Annotated in this window: 17 protein-coding genes and 1 other RNA gene; 6 read left to right on the top strand and 12 right to left on the bottom strand. The window is 57.4% G+C overall.

The genetic code is table 11. The features are described 5' to 3' along the window. Positions 1–55: 55 nt before the first annotated feature. The 8 genes from sufE to ACJ69_RS04900 form a co-directional block, all read right to left on the bottom strand. Positions 56–472 (bottom strand): cysteine desulfuration protein SufE, encoded by a 417-nt coding sequence (sufE, locus tag ACJ69_RS04935; RefSeq protein ID WP_047648025.1) that lies wholly within the window; start codon positions 470–472, stop codon positions 56–58. 14 nt (positions 473–486) lie between these two features. Further along, positions 487–1,707, bottom strand: coding sequence for a cysteine desulfurase SufS (sufS, locus tag ACJ69_RS04930; RefSeq protein WP_054829557.1), 1,221 nt, complete (start codon positions 1,705–1,707; stop codon positions 487–489). Further along, on the bottom strand, positions 1,704–2,975 hold the full coding sequence (gene sufD, locus ACJ69_RS04925; protein WP_054829556.1) for a Fe-S cluster assembly protein SufD: 1,272 nt from the start codon (positions 2,973–2,975) through the stop codon (positions 1,704–1,706). The genes sufS and sufD overlap by 4 nt, the downstream gene beginning before the upstream one ends. Then, complete coding sequence (gene sufC, locus ACJ69_RS04920) at positions 2,950–3,696, bottom strand: Fe-S cluster assembly ATPase SufC (protein WP_059346577.1); 747 nt, start codon at positions 3,694–3,696, stop codon at positions 2,950–2,952. The genes sufD and sufC overlap by 26 nt, the downstream gene beginning before the upstream one ends. Positions 3,697–3,705: 9 nt before the next feature. Beyond that, positions 3,706–5,196 (bottom strand): Fe-S cluster assembly protein SufB, encoded by a 1,491-nt coding sequence (gene sufB / locus ACJ69_RS04915; protein ID WP_059346575.1) that lies wholly within the window; start codon positions 5,194–5,196, stop codon positions 3,706–3,708. A gap of 8 nt (positions 5,197–5,204) precedes the next feature. Then, positions 5,205–5,573 (bottom strand): Fe-S cluster assembly scaffold SufA, encoded by a 369-nt coding sequence (gene sufA, locus ACJ69_RS04910; RefSeq protein ID WP_008500631.1) that lies wholly within the window; start codon positions 5,571–5,573, stop codon positions 5,205–5,207. A 313-nt stretch (positions 5,574–5,886) separates the two neighbouring features. Beyond that, positions 5,887–6,615, bottom strand: coding sequence for a MerR family transcriptional regulator (locus tag ACJ69_RS04905; protein ID WP_029739773.1), 729 nt, complete (start codon positions 6,613–6,615; stop codon positions 5,887–5,889). Positions 6,616–6,803: 188 nt separating this feature from the next. Next, positions 6,804–8,024 carry a diguanylate phosphodiesterase gene (locus tag ACJ69_RS04900; protein ID WP_029739772.1) on the bottom strand — a complete coding sequence of 407 codons (1,221 nt, stop codon included), beginning with the start codon at positions 8,022–8,024 and terminating at the stop codon, positions 6,804–6,806. Positions 8,025–8,361: 337 nt separating this feature from the next. Here ACJ69_RS04900 and ycgZ point away from each other — a divergent pair, with 337 nt between their 5' ends. The 4 genes from ycgZ (at position 8,362) to fdhF (ending at position 11,576) form a co-directional block, all read left to right on the top strand. After that, a complete protein-coding gene (gene ycgZ / locus ACJ69_RS04895; protein ID WP_029739771.1) occupies positions 8,362–8,601 on the top strand; it encodes a regulatory protein YcgZ in 240 nt (79 codons plus the stop codon). Between the two features lie 4 nt (positions 8,602–8,605). Beyond that, positions 8,606–8,926: a hypothetical protein gene (locus ACJ69_RS04890; protein WP_059346574.1), complete on the top strand. Its 321-nt coding sequence runs from the start codon at positions 8,606–8,608 to the stop codon at positions 8,924–8,926. 29 nt (positions 8,927–8,955) lie between these two features. Beyond that, a complete protein-coding gene (locus ACJ69_RS04885; RefSeq protein WP_023311323.1) occupies positions 8,956–9,234 on the top strand; it encodes a biofilm/acid-resistance regulator YmgB/AriR in 279 nt (92 codons plus the stop codon). A gap of 191 nt (positions 9,235–9,425) precedes the next feature. Beyond that, positions 9,426–11,576, top strand: a complete 2,151-nt coding sequence (gene fdhF, locus ACJ69_RS04880; RefSeq protein WP_054829555.1) for a formate dehydrogenase subunit alpha — start codon at positions 9,426–9,428, stop codon at positions 11,574–11,576. Between the two features lie 88 nt (positions 11,577–11,664). On the opposite strand, the gene ACJ69_RS04875 is transcribed toward fdhF, so the two are convergent. The 3 genes from ACJ69_RS04875 to ydiJ form a co-directional block, all read right to left on the bottom strand. Beyond that, complete coding sequence (locus ACJ69_RS04875) at positions 11,665–11,859, bottom strand: YdiH family protein (protein WP_003857766.1); 195 nt, start codon at positions 11,857–11,859, stop codon at positions 11,665–11,667. Positions 11,860–11,944: 85 nt separating this feature from the next. Further along, positions 11,945–12,355: a 1,4-dihydroxy-2-naphthoyl-CoA hydrolase gene (gene menI / locus ACJ69_RS04870; RefSeq protein WP_023311321.1), complete on the bottom strand. Its 411-nt coding sequence runs from the start codon at positions 12,353–12,355 to the stop codon at positions 11,945–11,947. Further along, entirely contained in the window at positions 12,352–15,408 is a 3,057-nt protein-coding gene (gene ydiJ / locus ACJ69_RS04865) for a D-2-hydroxyglutarate dehydrogenase YdiJ (RefSeq protein WP_059346572.1), read from the bottom strand. The genes menI and ydiJ overlap by 4 nt, the downstream gene beginning before the upstream one ends. Positions 15,409–15,607: 199 nt before the next feature. Here ydiJ and ydiK point away from each other — a divergent pair, with 199 nt between their 5' ends. Further along, positions 15,608–16,723: an AI-2E family transporter YdiK gene (gene ydiK / locus ACJ69_RS04860; protein ID WP_029739766.1), complete on the top strand. Its 1,116-nt coding sequence runs from the start codon at positions 15,608–15,610 to the stop codon at positions 16,721–16,723. Between the two features lie 209 nt (positions 16,724–16,932). Continuing rightward, positions 16,933–17,040, top strand: an RNA gene (gene rprA, locus ACJ69_RS04855) — antisense sRNA RprA. 6 nt (positions 17,041–17,046) lie between these two features. On the opposite strand, the gene ACJ69_RS04850 is transcribed toward rprA, so the two are convergent. Further along, positions 17,047–19,422 carry a glycoside hydrolase family 3 N-terminal domain-containing protein gene (locus tag ACJ69_RS04850; RefSeq protein ID WP_059346569.1) on the bottom strand — a complete coding sequence of 792 codons (2,376 nt, stop codon included), beginning with the start codon at positions 19,420–19,422 and terminating at the stop codon, positions 17,047–17,049.

Raw genomic sequence — 19,422 nt, 5'->3', positions numbered from 1 at the left:
AAACCAGCGAGGCGGGAACCACCTCGCGAAACAGAATGAATGCTGTTCTGTAAGTCTAGCTAAGGATTGCAGCTTTGGCGCGAATAGCGCGAATCATCGCTTCCAGACCCTGGGAACGAGACGGAGTGAGGTGTTGGGTCAGGGCCATTTTTTCAAACCACGGGCGGACATCAAACGCGACAATATCCTGCGCCGACATCCGGTGGTAAAGAATAAAGACGACCGCAATAAGTCCTTTTACAATGGCCGCATCGCTGTCGCCGTGCAGTGCTATCGTGCCGTCGTCAGACTGTTCCATCACAATCCACACCTGGCTCTGACAGCCCTGAATAATATTTTCCGGGTTGTGCGCCTCTTCAGCGAGCGGCGGCAGACGCTGCCCCAGCTCGATGATATAGAGGTACTTCTCTTCCCAGTTTGCGCAACGCGAGAAGTTGCGCAGTAATTTGTCTCTGTCCGGCAGTTCTGCCATCTTTTGCCTCTCCGTTAGCCCAGCAGCTGGTGAATACGCTTAAGCCCCGCCACCAGCCTGTCGACCTCTTCCGTTGTGTTGTACATCACCAGCGACGCGCGGCACATTGCCGGCACCTGGTAAAACGCCATCAGGGGCATGGCGCAGTGGTGCCCGGTACGGACCGCCACGCCGTAGTTATCAAGGAAACTGCCCACGTCATAGGCGTGATGTTTCCCGAGATTGAACGCGATCACCCCTTGCCGGTCGGCAGGCCCGTAGAGGGTCAGATCCGGCACGTTGGCAAGCTCGGCAAGCGCATAGTGCATCAGCAGCTGTTCGTACTCCTGAATGCTATCAAGGCCGATTGCCGAGACATAAGAAACCGCCGCACCCAAACCGATAATCCCGCCGGTGTTGGGCGTACCCGCCTCAAAACGCCACGGCGCGCGCGCGTAGGTGGTGCCTTCCGTCAGGCTTACGGTGGCGATCATCGATCCGCCCCCTTCCCACGGCGGCATCGCCTGCAGGATGTCTTCCTTCACGTAGAGCACGCCAATCCCGGTCGGCCCATAGAGCTTGTGGCCTGAGAAGACGTAGAAATCGCAGTCCAGCGCCTGAACGTCAACCGCGTGGTGCATTACCGCCTGGGCGCCGTCAATCAGCACCTTCGCGCCGGCCTGATGGGCTTTTTCGACAATCTCTGCCACCTGGTTTTCCGTCCCCAGCACGTTAGAGACCTGGGTGACCGCCACCAGCCGCGTGCGGTCATCAAGCAATGCGTCGAGCTGCTCGAGCTGCAGCGTCCCGTCAACGTTGAGCGGAATGACCCGCAATTGCGCACCAACGCGCTCGCAGAGCATCTGCCACGGCACGATATTGGCGTGGTGCTCCATCTGGGTGATGATAATGTTATCCCCCGCGTGGACCTGCGCGTTGCCCCAGCTGTTAGCGACAAGGTTGATCCCTTCGGTGGTTCCGCGCACGAAGACCAGCTCCTCAGGCGATTTTGCATTGAGGAAGGCGGCAATTTGCGTGCGCACGTTTTCCATACGCTGGGTCGCCTCGGCGCTCAGGGTATGAATACCGCGATGCACGGCGGCGTAGCCGTGGCGATAAAACTCGGCTTCCGCATCCACCACCTGATTCGGCTTCTGGGCGCTGGCCGCGCTGTCCAGATAGGCCAGAGGAAGACCGTTCACTTCACGGGTCAGAACCGGAAAATCTGCCCGTACTTTCTCGACGGGAAAACTCATGCTTCGCCTCCAGGCAGACGCTGGCCGATACGCGCCAGCACCTGCTGTTTTAACTGACCATCGTTCAGCGCTTCCGTCAGCTCGGCGGCAAACGCATAGATAATCATTTTCTGCGCCGCCTGCTCGTCGATGCCGCGTGAACGCAGGTAGAACATCTGCTCGTCGTCGATGCGCCCGACCGTCGCACCGTGGCTGCACTTCACGTCGTCGGCGTAGATCTCAAGCTGCGGTTTGGTGTCCACCTCCGCCAGGCGCCCTAACAGCAGATTGTTGTTGGTCATCTGCCCGTCGGTTTTGATGGCGTGCTGCGCCACGTTAATCAGTCCGTTAAATACCGCGCGACCTCTGTCGCTGACGATGGTTTTATGCAGCTGGCGGCTGTTGCAGTAGCCCTTGTTGTGCTCCAGCCAGGTGCGCGTGTCGCATACTTCAGATTTAACCGGCATCGCCAGGCTGTTGATGCGCAGCGTGGTGTTTTCACCGTTAAGCTGCGTGCTGGTGTTGTGGCGCAGCACCGACCCGCCGAGCAGGAAGCTGTGGCTGTAGGCTGCGGCATCTTGCCCAAGTAAAATGTCGTTATGGGCAAAGTGGTGGCTCTGCGGGTTCTCAAACGCCAGCTTAACGTGGTGAAGCTGGGCATTGGCGGCAACGTTCATCGTCAGACGGGATCCGGTAAAGTGTCGGATATCGTTGAGGCTGACGTAATGTTCAATCACCGTGGCCTCCGCCCCCTCCGCCAGCTCAAGATGATGGCGATAGTGCGCGGTGTTGATTTCGTCGCCGTCCAGCCCCTGGGTGATGTGCATCAGCAGCAGCGGTTTTGCCGGACGCTGGTTACGCTTCACGCGGATGTGCGTTACGCTGCGGGCCAGGCTCTCGGTCAGGTGCAGGAACACCTCAGGCTGAACCGGGGCGCTAAGGGGCTGGCGATCGTCGTTTATCACAATCTCAAATCCGCTCCCCTGAAGGGCGTCGCTCAGTTCCGGACGGAACTCACCGTCGACAAACACCAGGCGCACGGCATCCACGTTTACGGCCAGCGCGTCACGCTGCGCCGGGGTGAGATCCGCCAGGCGGGTCACAAACTCGGCGTTCAGCAGGCCATCAAGCGGGGTATATTTCCAGTTCTCATGCTTACGCGTCGGCAGGCCGAGACGCAGCATCTGCTGCAGATGCTGCTGCGCCTGCTCAGAGCGCGTGCCGCCCTGGGCTTCAAACAGCCTGTGCCACTGCTGGAGCGCATTACTGCTGTTCGGTAAGCCAGCCATAGCCCTGCTCCTCCAGTTGTTTAACCAGCGTGAAATCACCGGATTTCACAATACGCCCCTGGTAAAGCACGTGGACGTAATCCGGCTTGATGTAGTCCAGAATGCGCTGGTAGTGGGTGACGATAATGAACGAACGCTTGCCGTCACGCAGGGAGTTCACCCCGTCAGCAACGATCTTCAGGGCGTCGATATCCAGGCCGGAGTCGGTCTCATCCAGTATGCACAGCTCGGGCTCCAGAACCGCCATCTGCAGGATGTCGTTACGCTTTTTCTCGCCGCCGGAAAAGCCAACGTTCACCGAACGGGTCAGCAGATCTTCCGGCATTTTCAGCAACTTGATCTTCTCTTCCATCAGGTCCTGGAAGTCAAAGCGGTCCAGCGCCTCCAGGTCGCGATACTTGCGCACCGCGTTCAGCGCCGTCTGCAGGAAGAACTGGTTGCTGACGCCCGGAATTTCGACCGGATACTGGAAGGCCATGAAGATGCCCTCTCCCGCGCGGTCTTCCGGCGACATCTCCAGCAGATCCTTGCCGTTAAACTCGACCGAGCCGTGGGTCACCTCATAATCTTCGCGCCCCGCCAGCGTCGCAGAAAGCGTACTTTTCCCGGAGCCGTTTGGCCCCATGATGGCGTGAACTTCACCCGGCTTGACGTCAAAATTGAGGCCACGCAGGATGGCTTTGTCTTCTACGCTAACCTGTAAATCTTTAATGCTTAACATGTGCTTTCCTTAACCGACGCTGTGTTCAAGACTAATGGCGAGGAGTTTCTGGGCTTCAACGGCAAATTCCAGCGGCAGTTCTGAGAACACGTCCTTACAGAAGCCATTGACGATCATTGAGATGGCGTCTTCTTCGCTGATCCCGCGCTGCAGGCAGTAGAAGAGCTGATCTTCCCCAATCCGCGACGTCGTCGCCTCGTGCTCAAGCTGGGCCGTGTTGTTACGGCACTCGACGTACGGGAAGGTATGCGCCCCGCAGTCAGCGCCAATCAGCATCGAGTCACACTGGGTAAAGTTACGCGCGTTGGTGGCCGTCGGCATGATTTTCACCAGCCCGCGATAGCTGTTCTGGCTATGCCCGGCAGAGATCCCTTTCGAGATGATGGTCGATTTGGTGTTTTTACCGATGTGGATCATCTTGGTGCCGGTATCGGCCTGCTGATGACCGCTGGTCAGCGCCACCGAGTAAAACTCGCCGATGGAGTTATCCCCGCGCAGGATGCAGCTCGGGTATTTCCAGGTGATGGCCGAGCCGGTTTCAGACTGGGTCCACGACATCTTGCTGTTTTCGCCTTCGCACAGCGCGCGCTTGGTGACGAAGTTCAGGATACCGCCGGTATTGCCGTCGCCCGGGAACCAGTTTTGCACCGTGGAGTATTTCACCTCGGCATCTTTGTGGATGATGACCTCCACTACCGCCGCGTGCAGCTGGTAGCTGTCGCGGACCGGGGCGGAACACCCTTCGATGTAGCTGACGTAGCTGCCTTCATCCGCGACCAGAATCGTGCGTTCGAACTGGCCGGTTTTTTCGGCATTGATGCGGAAATAGGTGGAAAGCTCCATCGGACAGCGCACGCCTTTCGGCACATAGATAAAGGTGCCGTCAGAGGCTACCGCCGCGTTGAGCGCCGCAAAGAAGTTGTCGTTAGAGGGCACCACGGTCCCAATGTACTTTTTCACCAGTTCCGGATGATCGTGAATCGCTTCGCCGAAGGAGCAGAAAATGATCCCCTGCTCTGCCAGCTTCTCGCGGTAGGTGGTCGCCACCGAGACGGAGTCGAAAATGGCGTCCACCGCCACCTCTCTCCCTTCACGCACGGGCACGCCAAGCTGGTTAAAGGCTTCTTCCACTTCTTTGCTGAGGAAGTTGTTCTCCGCACCGGTTTGCTGCACCGCGCCGGGCTGCGAGGCGCAGGTATCGTCACAGCTGCCGCAGGACGGCGCAGAGTAGTAGCTGTAATCCTGATAGTTCAGCTTGTCATAATGCGCTTTCAGCCAGTGCGGCTCTTCCATCTCCAGCCAGGCGCGGAAGGCGCTCAGGCGGAACTCCAGCATCCACTCCGGCTCGTTACGTTTCGCCGAGATCGCCCGCACGACATCTTCGTTAATGCCTTTCGCCAGCTCATCGGTCTGCAGCTGGGTGAAGAACCCCTCTTTATAGTTGAGGTGCCCACCGCTCCAGGTATTTACATCACTCGTTGCTTCAGTATTACGAGACATAGTTCCGCCTATACCCCAAAGCTTTCGCCGCAGCCGCATTCGTTCTGGGCTTTCGGGTTATGAAATTTGAATAACTGGTTTAAGCCTTCGCGGACGTAGTCCACTTCGGTACCGTCAATAAACGGCATGGCCTGCAGCGCGACGTACAGTTTCGCGCCGTCCGTCTCGAACACCAGGTCATCTTTCTCGGGCTCGGTGACGGTATCGAGCACGTAGCCGAAACCCGCGCAGCCGGTCTGTTTGACGCCCAAACGTACGCCGAGGATCTCGGGCTTTTTCGCCACCAGCTCGTGAATATGTGCCGCCGCCGCTGGCGTGAGCGTTAAGCCGCGCCAGGCAAAATCGGCAGGATTAAAGGTTTCTGAATGCAGTTCCATAGGTCCACCTCATCTGATAAGCCATCAGGGCATAACACCATGTTAGTGATAACGATTATCACTTCAACCCTCTGTCAGCAGGGGCATTCGGCTAAACCGCCCTTTTTGCCTACTTTTATTAAGCATAGACCCTGTGAGAGGATGCAGTCAGGATGGATGTATTTGTTCAATGCATTGATTAATAATGCATTTCATCGCGGCATTTATGACGGGGAAGAGAAAAGTAAAATATGCATCGGAAATGCCTATTTTTGAGATAGCTTTTGCTCAGAAAATGACTAAAACAAAAAAAGCCCCTCTGGGCCTCTGAAGATCAGTGATGAAATGAGACAGCAAACCCCTGTTCACGCCAGTGATCGAGCTGTTCCTGCTGGCGAGGCGTTGGGGATTTCCCCGTCCAGACGAAGATTTTTTGCCCAGGGAACAGTTCAGGACGCGGCGAATCAATGGGTTCCGCCAGGACGTCAATGTGCCAACCCTTCTGCGATAAGCGCGCGGCTTCCAGCCACAGGTGGGTGCGGTCATCGCATTCCCAGCCTATCAGGAGCGCGTCTTTACCGATTTTTTTGCGGGATTCCGCCAGGCTTGCAATGGCGAATTCGATCAGTACGCCGTCAAACAGGCTCGCCATGTGGCGCACGGTGTTTTGATCCTGATTCATGCGCTGACGAACGGGAGAAATGATATTGTCAATCAGCGCGTCTATCGCGTGATCGCGGCGGAATTCGCCCATTTTGGCGCGCAGCTTTGCCGGGCTGGCGTAACGCAGAACGGTCATCATCTCTTCCTGGAACGAAACCCAGTTGCCCTGAGTCAACACTTCTTTGTTTTCCAGCAAAGCTTTGACTTTTCCGACCGAGACGCCGCTTTTCATCAGGCGCTTGATCTCTTCAATGCGCAGGATATCTTCATCGTCAAACTGACGATGACCCCCTTCGCTTCGCTGCGGCTTCAACAATCCATAACGGCGCTGCCAGGCACGCAGCGTAACGGGGTTGATACCGCATCGTTCGGCCACTTCGCCGATACTGTAATAGGCCATTAACTCCCTCACGCTCAGAACTTCCATACCTAACTGCACCAACCTTATCAGATTGTACACACCATTTGTATAACTAAGACCGCATTTTGAATGGGTGAACGGGGTTCTTTCCCATCCACCTGTTAATACATTGTTGTATAAAATTTACCATTCGTACAGTTAACTCTGCCGGAATGTGTACAGCTTTATCAGAAGTCGAACTTTTTCTCCGGCCACGCAATCGCGGGAATACCGCCGTGTCGCGGGCTGGCAAAAAGATGTCCCTGGAACTGGGAAATCCCCGCGGACTCCAGCCACATCCACTCTTCAGCCTTCTCTACCCCTACCGCGCAGAACTGGATCTCAAGCGAGGAACAGCATTTGATAATCGCCTGAATAATGGCCTGCCGGGGGCCACTTTTATGCACGTTCGCGACCAGATCGCGATTAATCTTAATTCTGTCCGGCTGGAACTGCGCCAGCAGCTGCAGACCGGCAAAACCGGCGCCAAAGTGATCGATCGTCACGCTAATACCCGCGCTTTTTAACTGCCTGACCGAATCCGTGAATTCATCAAAACGGGAAATGGCTTCGCTCTCGGTGAACTCCACCACAATTTGCTCGGGGACAAACCCATTGGCTTCAATCGCGGTGAGCAGGAAATCCACGGCGTTGGGAATGTTGACCAGCGTCATGGGCCGCAGGTTGAGGGATAACGTCTGGTCCTGGAGCCCCAGCGCGCTGGCCATGGACAGCGCCACCTGCTTGCTGTGTAAATCAGATGCGTACACCTCGTCACGCGGCAAATTGGCAAAGTAATCTCCCGGAGCGCCGCCGTCAGGCGTGCGGAGAAGCGCCTCCCAGGAGACGACCTGCTGCATAAACGGATCGACTATCGGCTGGAACGCAAAGCTGCAATCCGCCCCTTTTGCGACCACCTCGGGCTGAGCGGACAGGCGCGTTTCTTCGCGAACGAACTCCCAGGAATCCGCAGGCGGCAGTTCAAAATAGTTCGCTTTTTCCGTGGCCTCGACAAAGGTGCGGAAAAACTGCAGCGGGCGGTCGTTATACGTCAGCTGATAGCGTGTCGTCCCCCTGTTGAGCACCTGCTGCAGCACTTCGTCCCTGTCGAAGTGGCGCAAATCAAAAAGCTCCATGCCCACGTTGCCAAAACGCCGGACAGGTCCGTGATCGCGCATCAGCTCCACCACGTTATGGTGGCGCCGATCGTTGCAGATCTGCTCATAGATGGCAGAGACGTGTTCCACTGGCCCTTCAAGCAGCTGAAAAAAATGTGTGCCGTTAAACAGCAGGATCCCCGTGACGTTGGATTGCCGGTTTTTACTATTTGCTGCAGCGACCATGGCTTCCAGCGCTTTCACTGGAACGTCCTCGCAGATATGACTGCGGTAAATGATGGTTGTGAGCATGCGATTCCTGGGGTTAGGGTTTTGGCCACAAAAAAGGTGGATAAGTATCATTTATAGCACATTCATTGCCTGACAAATAATTTACATCTCAATCATTTACGGCAGTTAATGAAACATTTTTCTGCGCTGTACAACTTACCAGTGTCAGACCTTTTTGTACAATATATCCTGTAACATTACCGGTTCATGACAACCAAACAACATATTGAAAATAAAGCATTTTATAAAATATATCATAAAAATATTAAAAATCTGTACATTTTGTATGTACAGATTTAGGAATTGTGTATACCTTAATTGTAACGTTAGTGATTACAAAATTTTACAGGAGCGAAACATGCAGCAGAAAGGTTACGCCACAGATTCCGCAGCAGCGATCGCACAGTACTTCGAAAAGGCAGCACTTCCCACCCAGCAGGAGACGCTGGGCCAGGTGGTTGTCGAAATCCTCAGCGACGGGCGAAACCTGAATCGCAAATCGCTCTGTACCAAACTGCTCAGCCGCCTCGAAAGGGCCGATGGTCCGGAAGAGGAAGAGCACTACCACATGCTGCTTGGTCTGCTCTTCGAACGGTAACGTGATGAATAGCAGTGACGCAGACCGACTGATCGACACGCTTATCGGTGAAGCCGTTCTCTCTCTTCTGAAAGAGCGGGGGCCAGTGACAACCGAAGGATTGCTGCAGCGTCTGCGGGTAATGAAAGAACATGAAAAGAATCCCCGGCGGCGGGAGACACTTGCGGTGGTGATTGCCGAGATCGGCTCAAACAGCATCGCCTTTAAACGTCGCAGAACCGCGCAAGGACGAACGAACAGAGAGGGACCTCTCAACGATAACAGAGACAATGTAGTGCCTTTATTTGGAAGTGGAAAACCGTCCGACCCCAAAAAAATACATTGACTGCAATTTAACAGCTACGGTGAGAACAAATGAGACAAAATATTCAGCTTCAACCCGAATACCACTCTGCTTTTTTAGACAGTGCGCTGTCGGAATATTTCCGTCACGCAGGCGATCGTTTTGCTGAAGAGTCCGCTGTTTTTTCTACTGCAGTACGCTGTGTTCTGGCCTCCGAAGGCCATCTGTCCAACAAAGCGATAATCCTCTGGCTCATTCAGACGCTGGAAGCGACCCACGATGTTGTCCAGGCGGATGTGATTCGCAAGACGCTGGAAATTGTCGTGGGCTACACCATGGACGACCTGTAATTTCACGGCCACTCATCCTGCTTTCGTGTCATCGTCAAAACTGACGAACAGCCTGACGATGACACGCGCCTTCCCCGCTTGACACCCTGTTAAACCAGCAAAGCCAACCTGGCACGGTTCTTGCTTAGCTCTGCTTACGGGACTGGGTTTTCCAGTCAACTTTGCTTCATTTCTTAACAGGTCTGTTATTGATGAAAAAGATCGCCAGCGTCTGCCCCTACTGCGGTGCAGGCTGTAAATTAAACCTTGTCGTTGAAAATAACCGTATCATCCGTGCCGAAGCCGCAGAAGGCGTCACAAACCAGGGCACCCTGTGTCTGAAAGGCTTTTACGGCTGGGACTTCCTCAACGATACCCGTCTGCTCACCCCGCGCCTGACCCAGCCGATGATCCGCTACCGCAAAGGCGAGGCATTCACTCCCGTTACCTGGGAAGAGGCTATCCGCTACACCGCCCACAGGCTCAGCAATATTAAAGCGCAGCAAGGGCCGCGGTCGATCATGACCACCGGTTCCTCTCGCGGAACCGGCAATGAAACAAACTATGTGATGCAAAAATTTGCCCGCGCGGTGCTGAACACCAACAACGTGGACTGCTGCGCGCGCGTCTGTCACGGCCCTTCCGTAGCCGGTTTACAGGAAACGCTCGGCAACGGCGCGATGAGCAACTCAATCAACGATATTGAAAACTCAAAATGCCTGCTGGTGTTTGGCTATAACTGCGCGGACTCCCACCCTATCGTCGCCCGGCGCGTGCTGAAAGCGCGGGAAAACGGCGCAAAAATCATCGTCTGCGATCCTCGGCGCATTGAAACGGCGCGCATCGCCGACCAGCATCTGCAGCTGAAAAACGGCAGCAACATGGCGCTGGTGAACGCCTTTGGCTACGTGCTGCTGGAAGAGGAGCTCTACGACAAAAGCTACGTGGCGCGCTTTACCGAGGGGCTTGAGGCCTATCGCCAGACGGTGAAAGACTATGCGCCGGAGAAGGTTGAGCATCTTACCGGCATTCCCGCCCGCGACGTTCGCCAGGCAATGCGTACCTTCGCGGCGGCCCCTTCCGCCACCGTGATGTGGGGGATGGGCGTAACCCAGTTTGGTCAGGCCGTGGATGTGGTCAAAGGGCTTTCCAGCCTGGCGCTGCTGACCGGCAACCTCGGGCGCCCTGCCGTCGGCGTCGGGCCGGTGCGCGGACAAAATAACGTTCAGGGCGCCTGCGATATGGGCGTTCTGCCGAATATGTTCCCGGGCTATCAGGATGTGACCGACCCGGCGGTCAGGCAGAAGTTTGCCGATGCATGGGGAATTGACGTCAATAAAATGGACGATCGGGTCGGGACGCGCATTACCGAGGTGCCCCATCTGGCGCTGGAAGGCAAGGTCAAGGCCTACTACATCATGGGGGAAGATCCGCTACAGACCGAAGCCGATCTCGGTCTCGTTCGCAGCGGTTTTGAGGCGCTCGACTTTGTCGTGGTTCAGGACATCTTTATGACCAAAACGGCAGAAGTGGCGGACGTCCTGCTTCCTGCCACCTCCTGGGGTGAACACGGCGGCGTCTTTACCTGTGCCGATCGCGGGTTCCAGCGTTTCGGCAAAGCCATTGAGGCCAGCGGCAACGTGAAGCGCGACTGGGAAATCATCAGCCTGCTCGCCACCGAGATGGGCTACCCGATGCATTATGACTCCAACCAGCAGATCTGGGATGAGATGCGCGAGCTGTGCCCTCTCTTTTACGGCGTGACGTATGAAAAAATGGGCGAGATGGGCCACGTGCAGTGGCCGTGCCCGACGCTGGATCATCCGGGAACGCCGTACCTGTACAAAGACAATCAGTTCGACACCCCAACCGGTAAAGGCCAGCTCTTTGCCGCACCGTGGCGCGCACCGGCGGAAACTCCGGACGCAGATTTCCCGCTGGTGCTGTGTACGGTACGTGAAGTGGGGCACTACTCCTGCCGCTCGATGACCGGGAACTGCGCCGCGCTGCAAAGCCTGGCCGATGAGCCGGGCCGGGTGCAAATGAACCCTGCCGATGCGGACAAGCTGGGCATCGCGGAGGGCCAGCTGGTCTGGGTGCGCTCGCGTCGCGGCAAAGTGATTACCCGCGCCAGCATCAGCGAGCGTATCAACGCCGGGGCCGTCTATATGACCTATCAATGGTGGATTGGCGCCTGCAACGAGCTGACCCAGGATAATCTCGATCCCATCTCCAAAACGCCGGAAACGAAGTACTGCGCGGTGCAGCTGGAGGCGATTGAGGACCAGCGCTGGGCGGAGGATTTTGCGGCGTCGGCGTATCAGTCCATGAAGTCGCGGCTGATCAACGCCGTCAATGTTTGAGGACAATGCCGGGTGGCGTCACCGCCGCCCGATACTGAATTTCAGACACAAAAAAGGCCGCACTCGCGGCCCTTTTACTCTCATGTACTCAATGGACGTGAACGCCCAACCGCCAGGCAAAGTAGATCTCTTCTTTCAGTTCATTCGAAGAGAGCGCCAGCAAATCTGTAAATTCCAGCTCAAGCTGTTTCAGCTTTTTCAGGTACTGCGCCGGAGACAGGTTGCTCTTATCGCGACGTAAATATTCAATTGCCAGCTGTGTTGGGGTTATTTCAGTATCCATGATGTCCTCGCTTATGTACAAAACCTGACCACTATATCACAACGGACTGGCTAGTTTTTGACCAAAGGCAAAACATCTGAAAACTTTACACAACCGCCGTGGTCAGCCGCGACGAGCAGCACAGGCGATCCTGCTCATCGAGAATATCTATTTGCCACACCTGATGGCGGCTTCCGGCATGCAGCGCGCGGCACACACCGCGCACGCGCCCGCTGCGCACCGAGCGAATGTGGTTAGCATTCACCTCTAGCCCGACAACCTTCTGCTCCCCTTCGGTACAGAGATACCCCGCCACCGAGCCCAGCGTTTCGGCCAGCACGACGGAGGCACCGCCGTGCAATAAACCAAACGGCTGGTGGGTGCGACTGTCGACGGGCATGGTGGCCTCAATCTCATCGTCGCCAATGCGGATGAACTGGATATCCAGCAGCCCCACCATATTCCCCTCACCCATGGCGTTCAGCGCCTGCAGCGTCACGGCACGTTTCCAGATCATCCTATTATCTCCAGTAAAGCCTGCAATGGGTGACGCACACCGTTACCTTCTACCCGTTTTACCTGGCTGCGGCAGGAGTAGCCCGTTGCCAGGCAGCGGTTTCGCGGCAAACGCTGCATCGCCTGATGCCAGGACAGCTCATAGATGCCGAGCGAGTTGGCGTGGTTTTTCACTTCGTGTCCGTAGGTTCCGGCCATCCCGCAGCAGCCTACGTTGACGCTCTCCAGCTTCGCACCAAAGCGGGCAAAAACAGACGCCCACTGCGCGGGGGCACCCGGCAGCGCGGTCACTTCCGTGCAGTGGCCGAACAGATACCACGGCTCACCGCTGACATCCTGAACAGCCTTATCTTCCAGCGCCACCGGAAGCCACTCGTGCACCAGCATGACGTTGAAATCGCCGCGCTTATCGCCCAGCGTCTGCTTGTATTCATCGCGATAGCAAAGCACCAGCGCCGGATCGACGCCGACCATCGGTATCCCGAGCTGCGCCACGCGGTTTAAGAAGTCAGACGTTTTCTGCGCGGTCTTCGCAAATCGCTTCAGGAAACCCTTAATGTGCTGCGCCTTGCCGTTGGGAGAGAACGGCAGAACCACCGGCTGGTAGCCCACTTTCTCCGCCAGACGGACGAAATCGGCCACCACCTGCGCATCGTAGTAGCTGGTGAAGGGATCCTGCACCACCAGCACTACATTGGCTTTTTGCTCCGGAGCGAGCGCCTCCAGCTGTTCCAGGGTCATGTTTGCCGAACGGTGGCCAACAAGCTGGCGCTGCAGAGACGGGACCGACAGCAGCGGCAGATCGACCATGCCGATGTGTTTTTCGGAGAGCTTGCGCACCAGCGGCTGGTTGATAAAGAAGTTGAAGGTCTTTGGCGCTCGCGCCATCAGCGGCGCGTAGCTTTCCACCGTCGCCACCAGATGGTCGCGCACCGGGCGGAGGTATCGGGTGTGATAAAGCTGCAGGAAACGCGAGCGGAATTCCGGCACGTCGATTTTAATCGGGCACTGGGTGGAGCAGGCTTTACAGGCCAGACAGCCGGACATCGCCTCTTTCACCTCATGGGAGAAATCATACTCGCCCTTGTTGGCATGCCAGCTGTTGCGGGTGCGCTCAATCAGCGAGCGCAGGCTGGCCCTTTTTTCCGGCAGCTCCTGCTCCAGCTTGAGCGGATCCACCCCGCGGTCGGCCAGCAGACGCAGCCACTCGCGCACCAGCGTCGCCCGCCCTTTCGGCGAGTGGATACGGTTGCTGGTGATTTTCATCGACGGGCACATCGGGCTTTTCACATCAAAGTTAAAGCACAGGCCGTTGCCGTTGCACTCCATCGCGCCGCGCCAGGACGAGCGCACCGCAATCGGGATCTGCCTGTCGTACGTGCCGCGCTTGACGGCATCCACCTGCAGCATCGGGGCATCAACACCCTCAGGCGGGCAGATTTTACCCGGGTTGAGGCGGTTATGCGGGTCGAAAGCCGCTTTCACCTTACGCAACTCCGCGTAGAGCTGTTCGCCGAAGAATGCCGGGCTGTACTCCGCGCGGAACCCTTTTCCGTGCTCTCCCCACAGCAGACCGCCGTATTTGGCGGTTAAGGCCACCACGTCGTCGGAGATCTGCTTCATCAGGATCTCCTGCTGCGGGTCGCACATATCCAGCGCCGGACGCACGTGGAGTACCCCGGCGTCGACGTGGCCGAACATGCCGTAGCTCAGGCCGTGGCTGTCCAGCAGGGCGCGAAACTCAACGATATAATCCGCCAGATGCTCAGGCGGCACGCAGGTATCTTCGGCAAAGGGAATGGGCTTCGCCGCCCCTTTCGCATTGCCGAGCAGGCCCACGGCTTTTTTACGCATCCCATAGATACGCTCAATCCCGGCCAGATCGTTACAGAGCTGCCAGCCGATCACGCCGCCTTCCCCCTGCGCAATCAGCTCATCCAGACGCTGGCAGAGCGTGGTGACCTGGCGCTCAATCAGCTCCGCATCATCGCCGGCAAATTCCACGATATTGAGACCGAGCATCTCTTTGTCCGGCACGTCGGTAATGAGGTCACTCACGGAGTGCCAGACAATATCTTCCCGGGCCAGATTGAGCACCTTAGAGTCGACGGTCTCCACCGACAGCGCCTGCGCTTGCACCATAAACGGCGCATTGCGCAGCGCGGAGTCGAAGGAGTCATATTTGACGTTCACCAGACGGCGCACTTTCGGCAACCGGGTGATATCCAGCCGCGCTTCGGTAATAAACGCCAGCGTTCCCTCAGAGCCGGTCAGCACGCGGGTTAAATCAAACTGGGTCAGGTCATCGTTAAAGACGTGACGCAGATCGTACCCGGTCAGGAAGCGGTTCAGCTTGGGGAATTTATCGAGAATAAGCTGGCGGTTGTCGCGGCAGCGTTCCAGCACGGTGCGATAGATGCGCCCGCTGGCGGTGTTGTCTTTACCCAGCGTTTCCGCCAGTTCGACCGGCATCGGCTGGGTATCGAGGATATCGCCGCCCAGCAGCACCGCACGCACGCCCAGCACGTGATCGGAGGTTTTACCGTAGACCAGCGAGCCCTGCCCGGAGGCATCCGTGTTAATCATCCCGCCAAGGGTCGCGCGGTTGCTGGTGGAGAGCTCAGGGGCAAAAAAGTAGCCGTACGGCTTGAGATACTGATTAAGCTGATCTTTGATGACGCCCGCTTCGACCCGCACCCATCCCTCTTCCGGGTTGATCTCAATGATGCGGTTCATATAGCGCGACATATCAACAATGATGCCCTGGTTCAGCGCCTGACCGTTGGTCCCGGTGCCGCCGCCGCGCGGCGTAAAGACCAGCGAGGCAAACCGCTCCTGCGTGGCCAGCCGGGCGATAAGCGCGACGTCGGCCGTTGAACGGGGGAAAACCACGGCATCGGGAAGAAGCTGGTAGATACTGTTATCGGTCGCCATCGTCAGCCTGTCGGCATAGTTCGTGGCGGTATCACCTGTAAAACCCTGTTGCTCCAGTGCCTGCAAAAAATTAAGCACCAGCTGAACGACGCCAGGTGCCTGAGAAATCTGTGGGATCATGACCGTCGACCCTAATTAGAGTTGTATGAAATCGTTTGCGTGTATCTTAAAAGTTTTATCACATTTTTTTCTTATAATCTCTGCTGAATTACAGGCAGAATTCGCCTGTTAAAAACCGCTGAGATCATTAATGATTAAAGAGACGCGGTTTTCCGTTCCCGCCAGTGGTACTGGCGTTCTTTTAAGGAAAGTTTCATTTATGGTCAATCTTCGCCAGCCCAGGGATGTTGCGCAAATTTTGCTGTCGGTGCTGTTTCTGGCCCTCATGATTATTGCGTGTCTGTGGATTGTTCAACCCTTTATTCTCGGCTTTGCGTGGGCTGCGACCGTTGTCGTCGCCACGTGGCCTTTGCTGCTGCGCCTGCAGAAGCTGCTGTTTGGCCGTCGCGGGCTCGCCGTGCTGGTCATGACGCTCCTGCTGTTCCTGCTGTTTATTATTCCTATTGCCCTGCTGGTGAATAGCCTGGTGGATTCCAGTGGTCCGGTTATTCGCGCCATTAGCAGCGGCGACCTGACGCTGCCGGATCTCGCCTGGCTGAACAGCATTCCGGTGGTGGGCTCAAAACTCTACAGCGGCTGGCATAGCCTGCTGGAGATGGGCGGCAGCGCGCTGATGGCAAAAGTCCGCCCGTACATTGGCACCACCACCACCTGGTTTGTCGGTCAGGCGGCGCATATTGGCCGCTTTATGATGCACTGTACCCTGATGCTGCTCTTCAGCGCCCTGCTCTACTGGCGCGGTGAGCAGGTAGCTTTAGGCGTTCGTCACTTTGCCACCCGCCTGGCTGGCAAACGCGGTGACGCTGCGGTACTGCTGGCCGCACAGGCCGTGCGCGCGGTTGCGCTGGGCGTGGTGGTCACCGCGCTGGTGCAGGCGGTGCTGGGCGGGATCGGTCTGGCGATTTCCGGCGTACCGTACGCCACCGTGTTTACCGTTGTTATGCTGATGACCTGTCTTGCGCAACTGGGACCGCTGCTGGTGCTGGTACCCTGCATTATCTGGCTCTACTGGACGGGTGATACCACGTGGGGAACGGTGCTGCTGGTCTGGAGCTGCGTGGTCGGCACCATGGATAACGTCATTCGTCCGATCCTCATCCGCATGGGTGCAGACCTGCCGCTGATCCTGATCCTCTCCGGGGTCATTGGCGGATTGATTGCCTTTGGCATGATTGGCCTGTTTATTGGCCCGGTGCTGCTCGCCGTCACCTGGCGTCTGTTCTCTGCCTGGGTGCATGAAATTCCGCCGCCGGGAACTGACCCGGACGTGATTTTGAGCGAACTGGAAGAGCTGGAAGAGAAGAACACGCATTAAGGTATGCTGCCGGGTGGCGTTAATGCTCACCCGGCCTACACTCTCTCGCACAATACTTAAACGCTGCTAAAGTATTTATTCGTTGCTCACTGGTCAGACCCGCCTTTTCAGCATTAAGTCTGCTAATAACCTCAAGAATTCTTTACGTCTCTTTAACTATTGAGACGAATCCGATCGACGCTAAATAACACAATGCCTACTATTAGCACACGGTTATAAATCAACACCTTGATTTATAAGCATGGAAATCCCCTGAGTGAAACAACGAATTGCTGTGTGTAGTCTTTGCCCATCTCCCACGATGGGCTTTTTTTTTATCCTGACTACGCGCGCCTGACCTCACAGGTACTGAGCATCCGCCACTCAACAGGCAGCACCCGCGTTTCCCCTGTCGCATTGACCGTCACCGCCCCGCGAATATCCGCCGACGATGCGCCAACCTGCAGCTCAAACTCGCCCGGCTCAACGATGCGTTTTCCGTCGCGACGGGTGAAGTTGAACATCTCAACCGGCAGCGTAAAGGCGAGCGTGGCGGTTTCTCCCGGCGAGAGGGTGACACGCTGGAAGGCCTTCAGCTCCTGAAGCGGCCGCACCTGCGTGGCGACCTTATCCCTGACGTAAACCTGCACCACCTCGCTGCCGCTGCGCTCTCCGGTATTGGTGATATCCACACTCAGCGTCACCTCACCGTCGACCGGCACGCTGCTTGCGGCGACGCGGACAGCACCCCAGCTAAACGTCGTCCAGCCGAGGCCGAAGCCAAACGGGTAACGCGAACCGAAATGGAACGCAAACGGCGTACCGCCGCTTTTGAGCTTGTGATTGTAGTAATACGGCATCGCCCCGGCGCTTTTCGGCACGCTCACCACCAGACGCCCCTGCGGCTCCGCCCGCCCCGTCAGCACGTCCGCAATCGCCCAGCCCCCTTCCTGTCCCGGCGCCCAGGCCATCATCAGCGCCGCGACCTTGTCTTCCAGACCCTGCAGGTTATATGGACGCCCCCCGGTCATGACCACAATCACCGGTTTACCGGTGGCGACCAGCGCTTCCAGCAGCTGTTGCTGCACGCCCGGCAGGTTCAGGGAATCAGTATCGGAACCTTCCCCCACGGTACCGCTCTGGAACAGCCCGGCGAGATCGCCCACGCAGGCCACCACCACATCACTCTCCCGCGCGGCGTTCACGGCCTCGGGGATCAGGGCGGTACTTAGTGAAACCGGCGACTGCTGCATCGGTTTGCCGCCGCTGTCGCCAGGGAAGACCGGCGCGCCCGCCATCCGTTTTTCGATGATGTGGCACCCTTTGGCATAGCGGACGTTCGATGCACCGAGATACTGCTCCAGCGCCGCGCGCGGGGTCGTGACCTGCGAGGTCTCTTCCACCATATCGCTGATGATCAAATGCACCGGGAAGCTGTAGCCACTCAGTAACGCCAGCGGATCGTCTGCCGTCGGCCCCACTACCGCCACCCGAGGTTTGCCGCCGAGGGGTAAAATTCCGTTGTTTTCCAGCAGCGTGAGCGATTTCGTCGCCACCTCCCGCGCGGCCTGGCGGGTCATATCGTTTTGCAGATCGATACCGTTTTCATCCGCGTACGGGTTTTCAAACAGGCCAAGGCGGAATTTTTCAGTCAGCGTACGCGCCACGATCTCATCGACCTTCGACATAGAGATCAGCCCGCGCTCTACCGCTTCCGCCAGATGCCGCGCGCAGTCGTCTTTCGGCAGCTCAACGTCCAGCCCGGCGTTGAACGCCAGCGCGGCAGATTCGGCCGCGTCGTGGGAAATCCCGTGGTGCTGGTGCAGCAGGCTGACGCCGCCGTAATCCGCGACAATAATCCCGTCGAACCCCCACTGCTCGCGCAGGACGGTGGTCAGCAGGAAGCTGTCGCTGTGCCCCGGCTGGTTATCGATATCGTGGTACGCGGGCATCACCGAACCGGCGTTTGCCAGCTTGACCGCCATTTCAAACGGCAGCAGGAAGGTGTCGTTCAGCTCGCTGAACCCCAGGTGTACCGGCGCGTGGTTGCGCGCCCCCTCGCTGAACGAGTGCCCCACGTAATGTTTTAGGGTTGCCAGTAGGTCGCGTTTATCGCCCTGTAAGCCCTTCACGTAGGCGGTCGCCATTACGCCCACCAGCCAGGGGTCTTCCCCGAAGGTCTCTTCGGTTCGCCCCCAGCGCACGTCGCGGGACACGTCCAGCACCGGCGCAAGCCCCTGCTGGCAGCCGACGGAGCGCGCCTCTTTGCCAATCTGCTCTGCCGCCCGCTGAACAAGCTCCGGATCCCAGGTCGAACCGTAGTTCAATGACGACGGGAACAAGGTGGCGTCTTTGCACAGCAGCCCCACCAGACACTCTTCATGGAACAGCGCCGGAATGCCAAGACGCGTCTCTTCCATCATCATGCGCTGCAGGCGGTTCGCCGCGCGCACGCCGGTTTTCGCGTCAACGATGTGGGTGCCCAGCGGCCGCGTGATCTGCCCGACGCCAAGCTTGAGCCGTTCGCTGAGCGCAGCCTGCTCGCTCACGCCGGCGAATTCGTCGCTGAGGTCGCTGCGCTCGCGGTGGTTACCGTTTTCATCGAGGATCAGCCAGTACGCGTGCATCTGGGCGAACTTCTCCTCCGGGGTCATGCGCGCCAGTAAATCGGCGACGCGCTCGTGCACGGGACGTCCCGCGTCCTTATAGATAGTCGTCAT

This window comes from Enterobacter asburiae (assembly GCF_001521715.1).
Classification (GTDB): Bacteria; Pseudomonadota; Gammaproteobacteria; order Enterobacterales; family Enterobacteriaceae; genus Enterobacter; species Enterobacter asburiae.
Note: the sequence above shows the minus strand (reverse complement) of the source record. Positions and strands in the feature narration are given on the sequence as shown.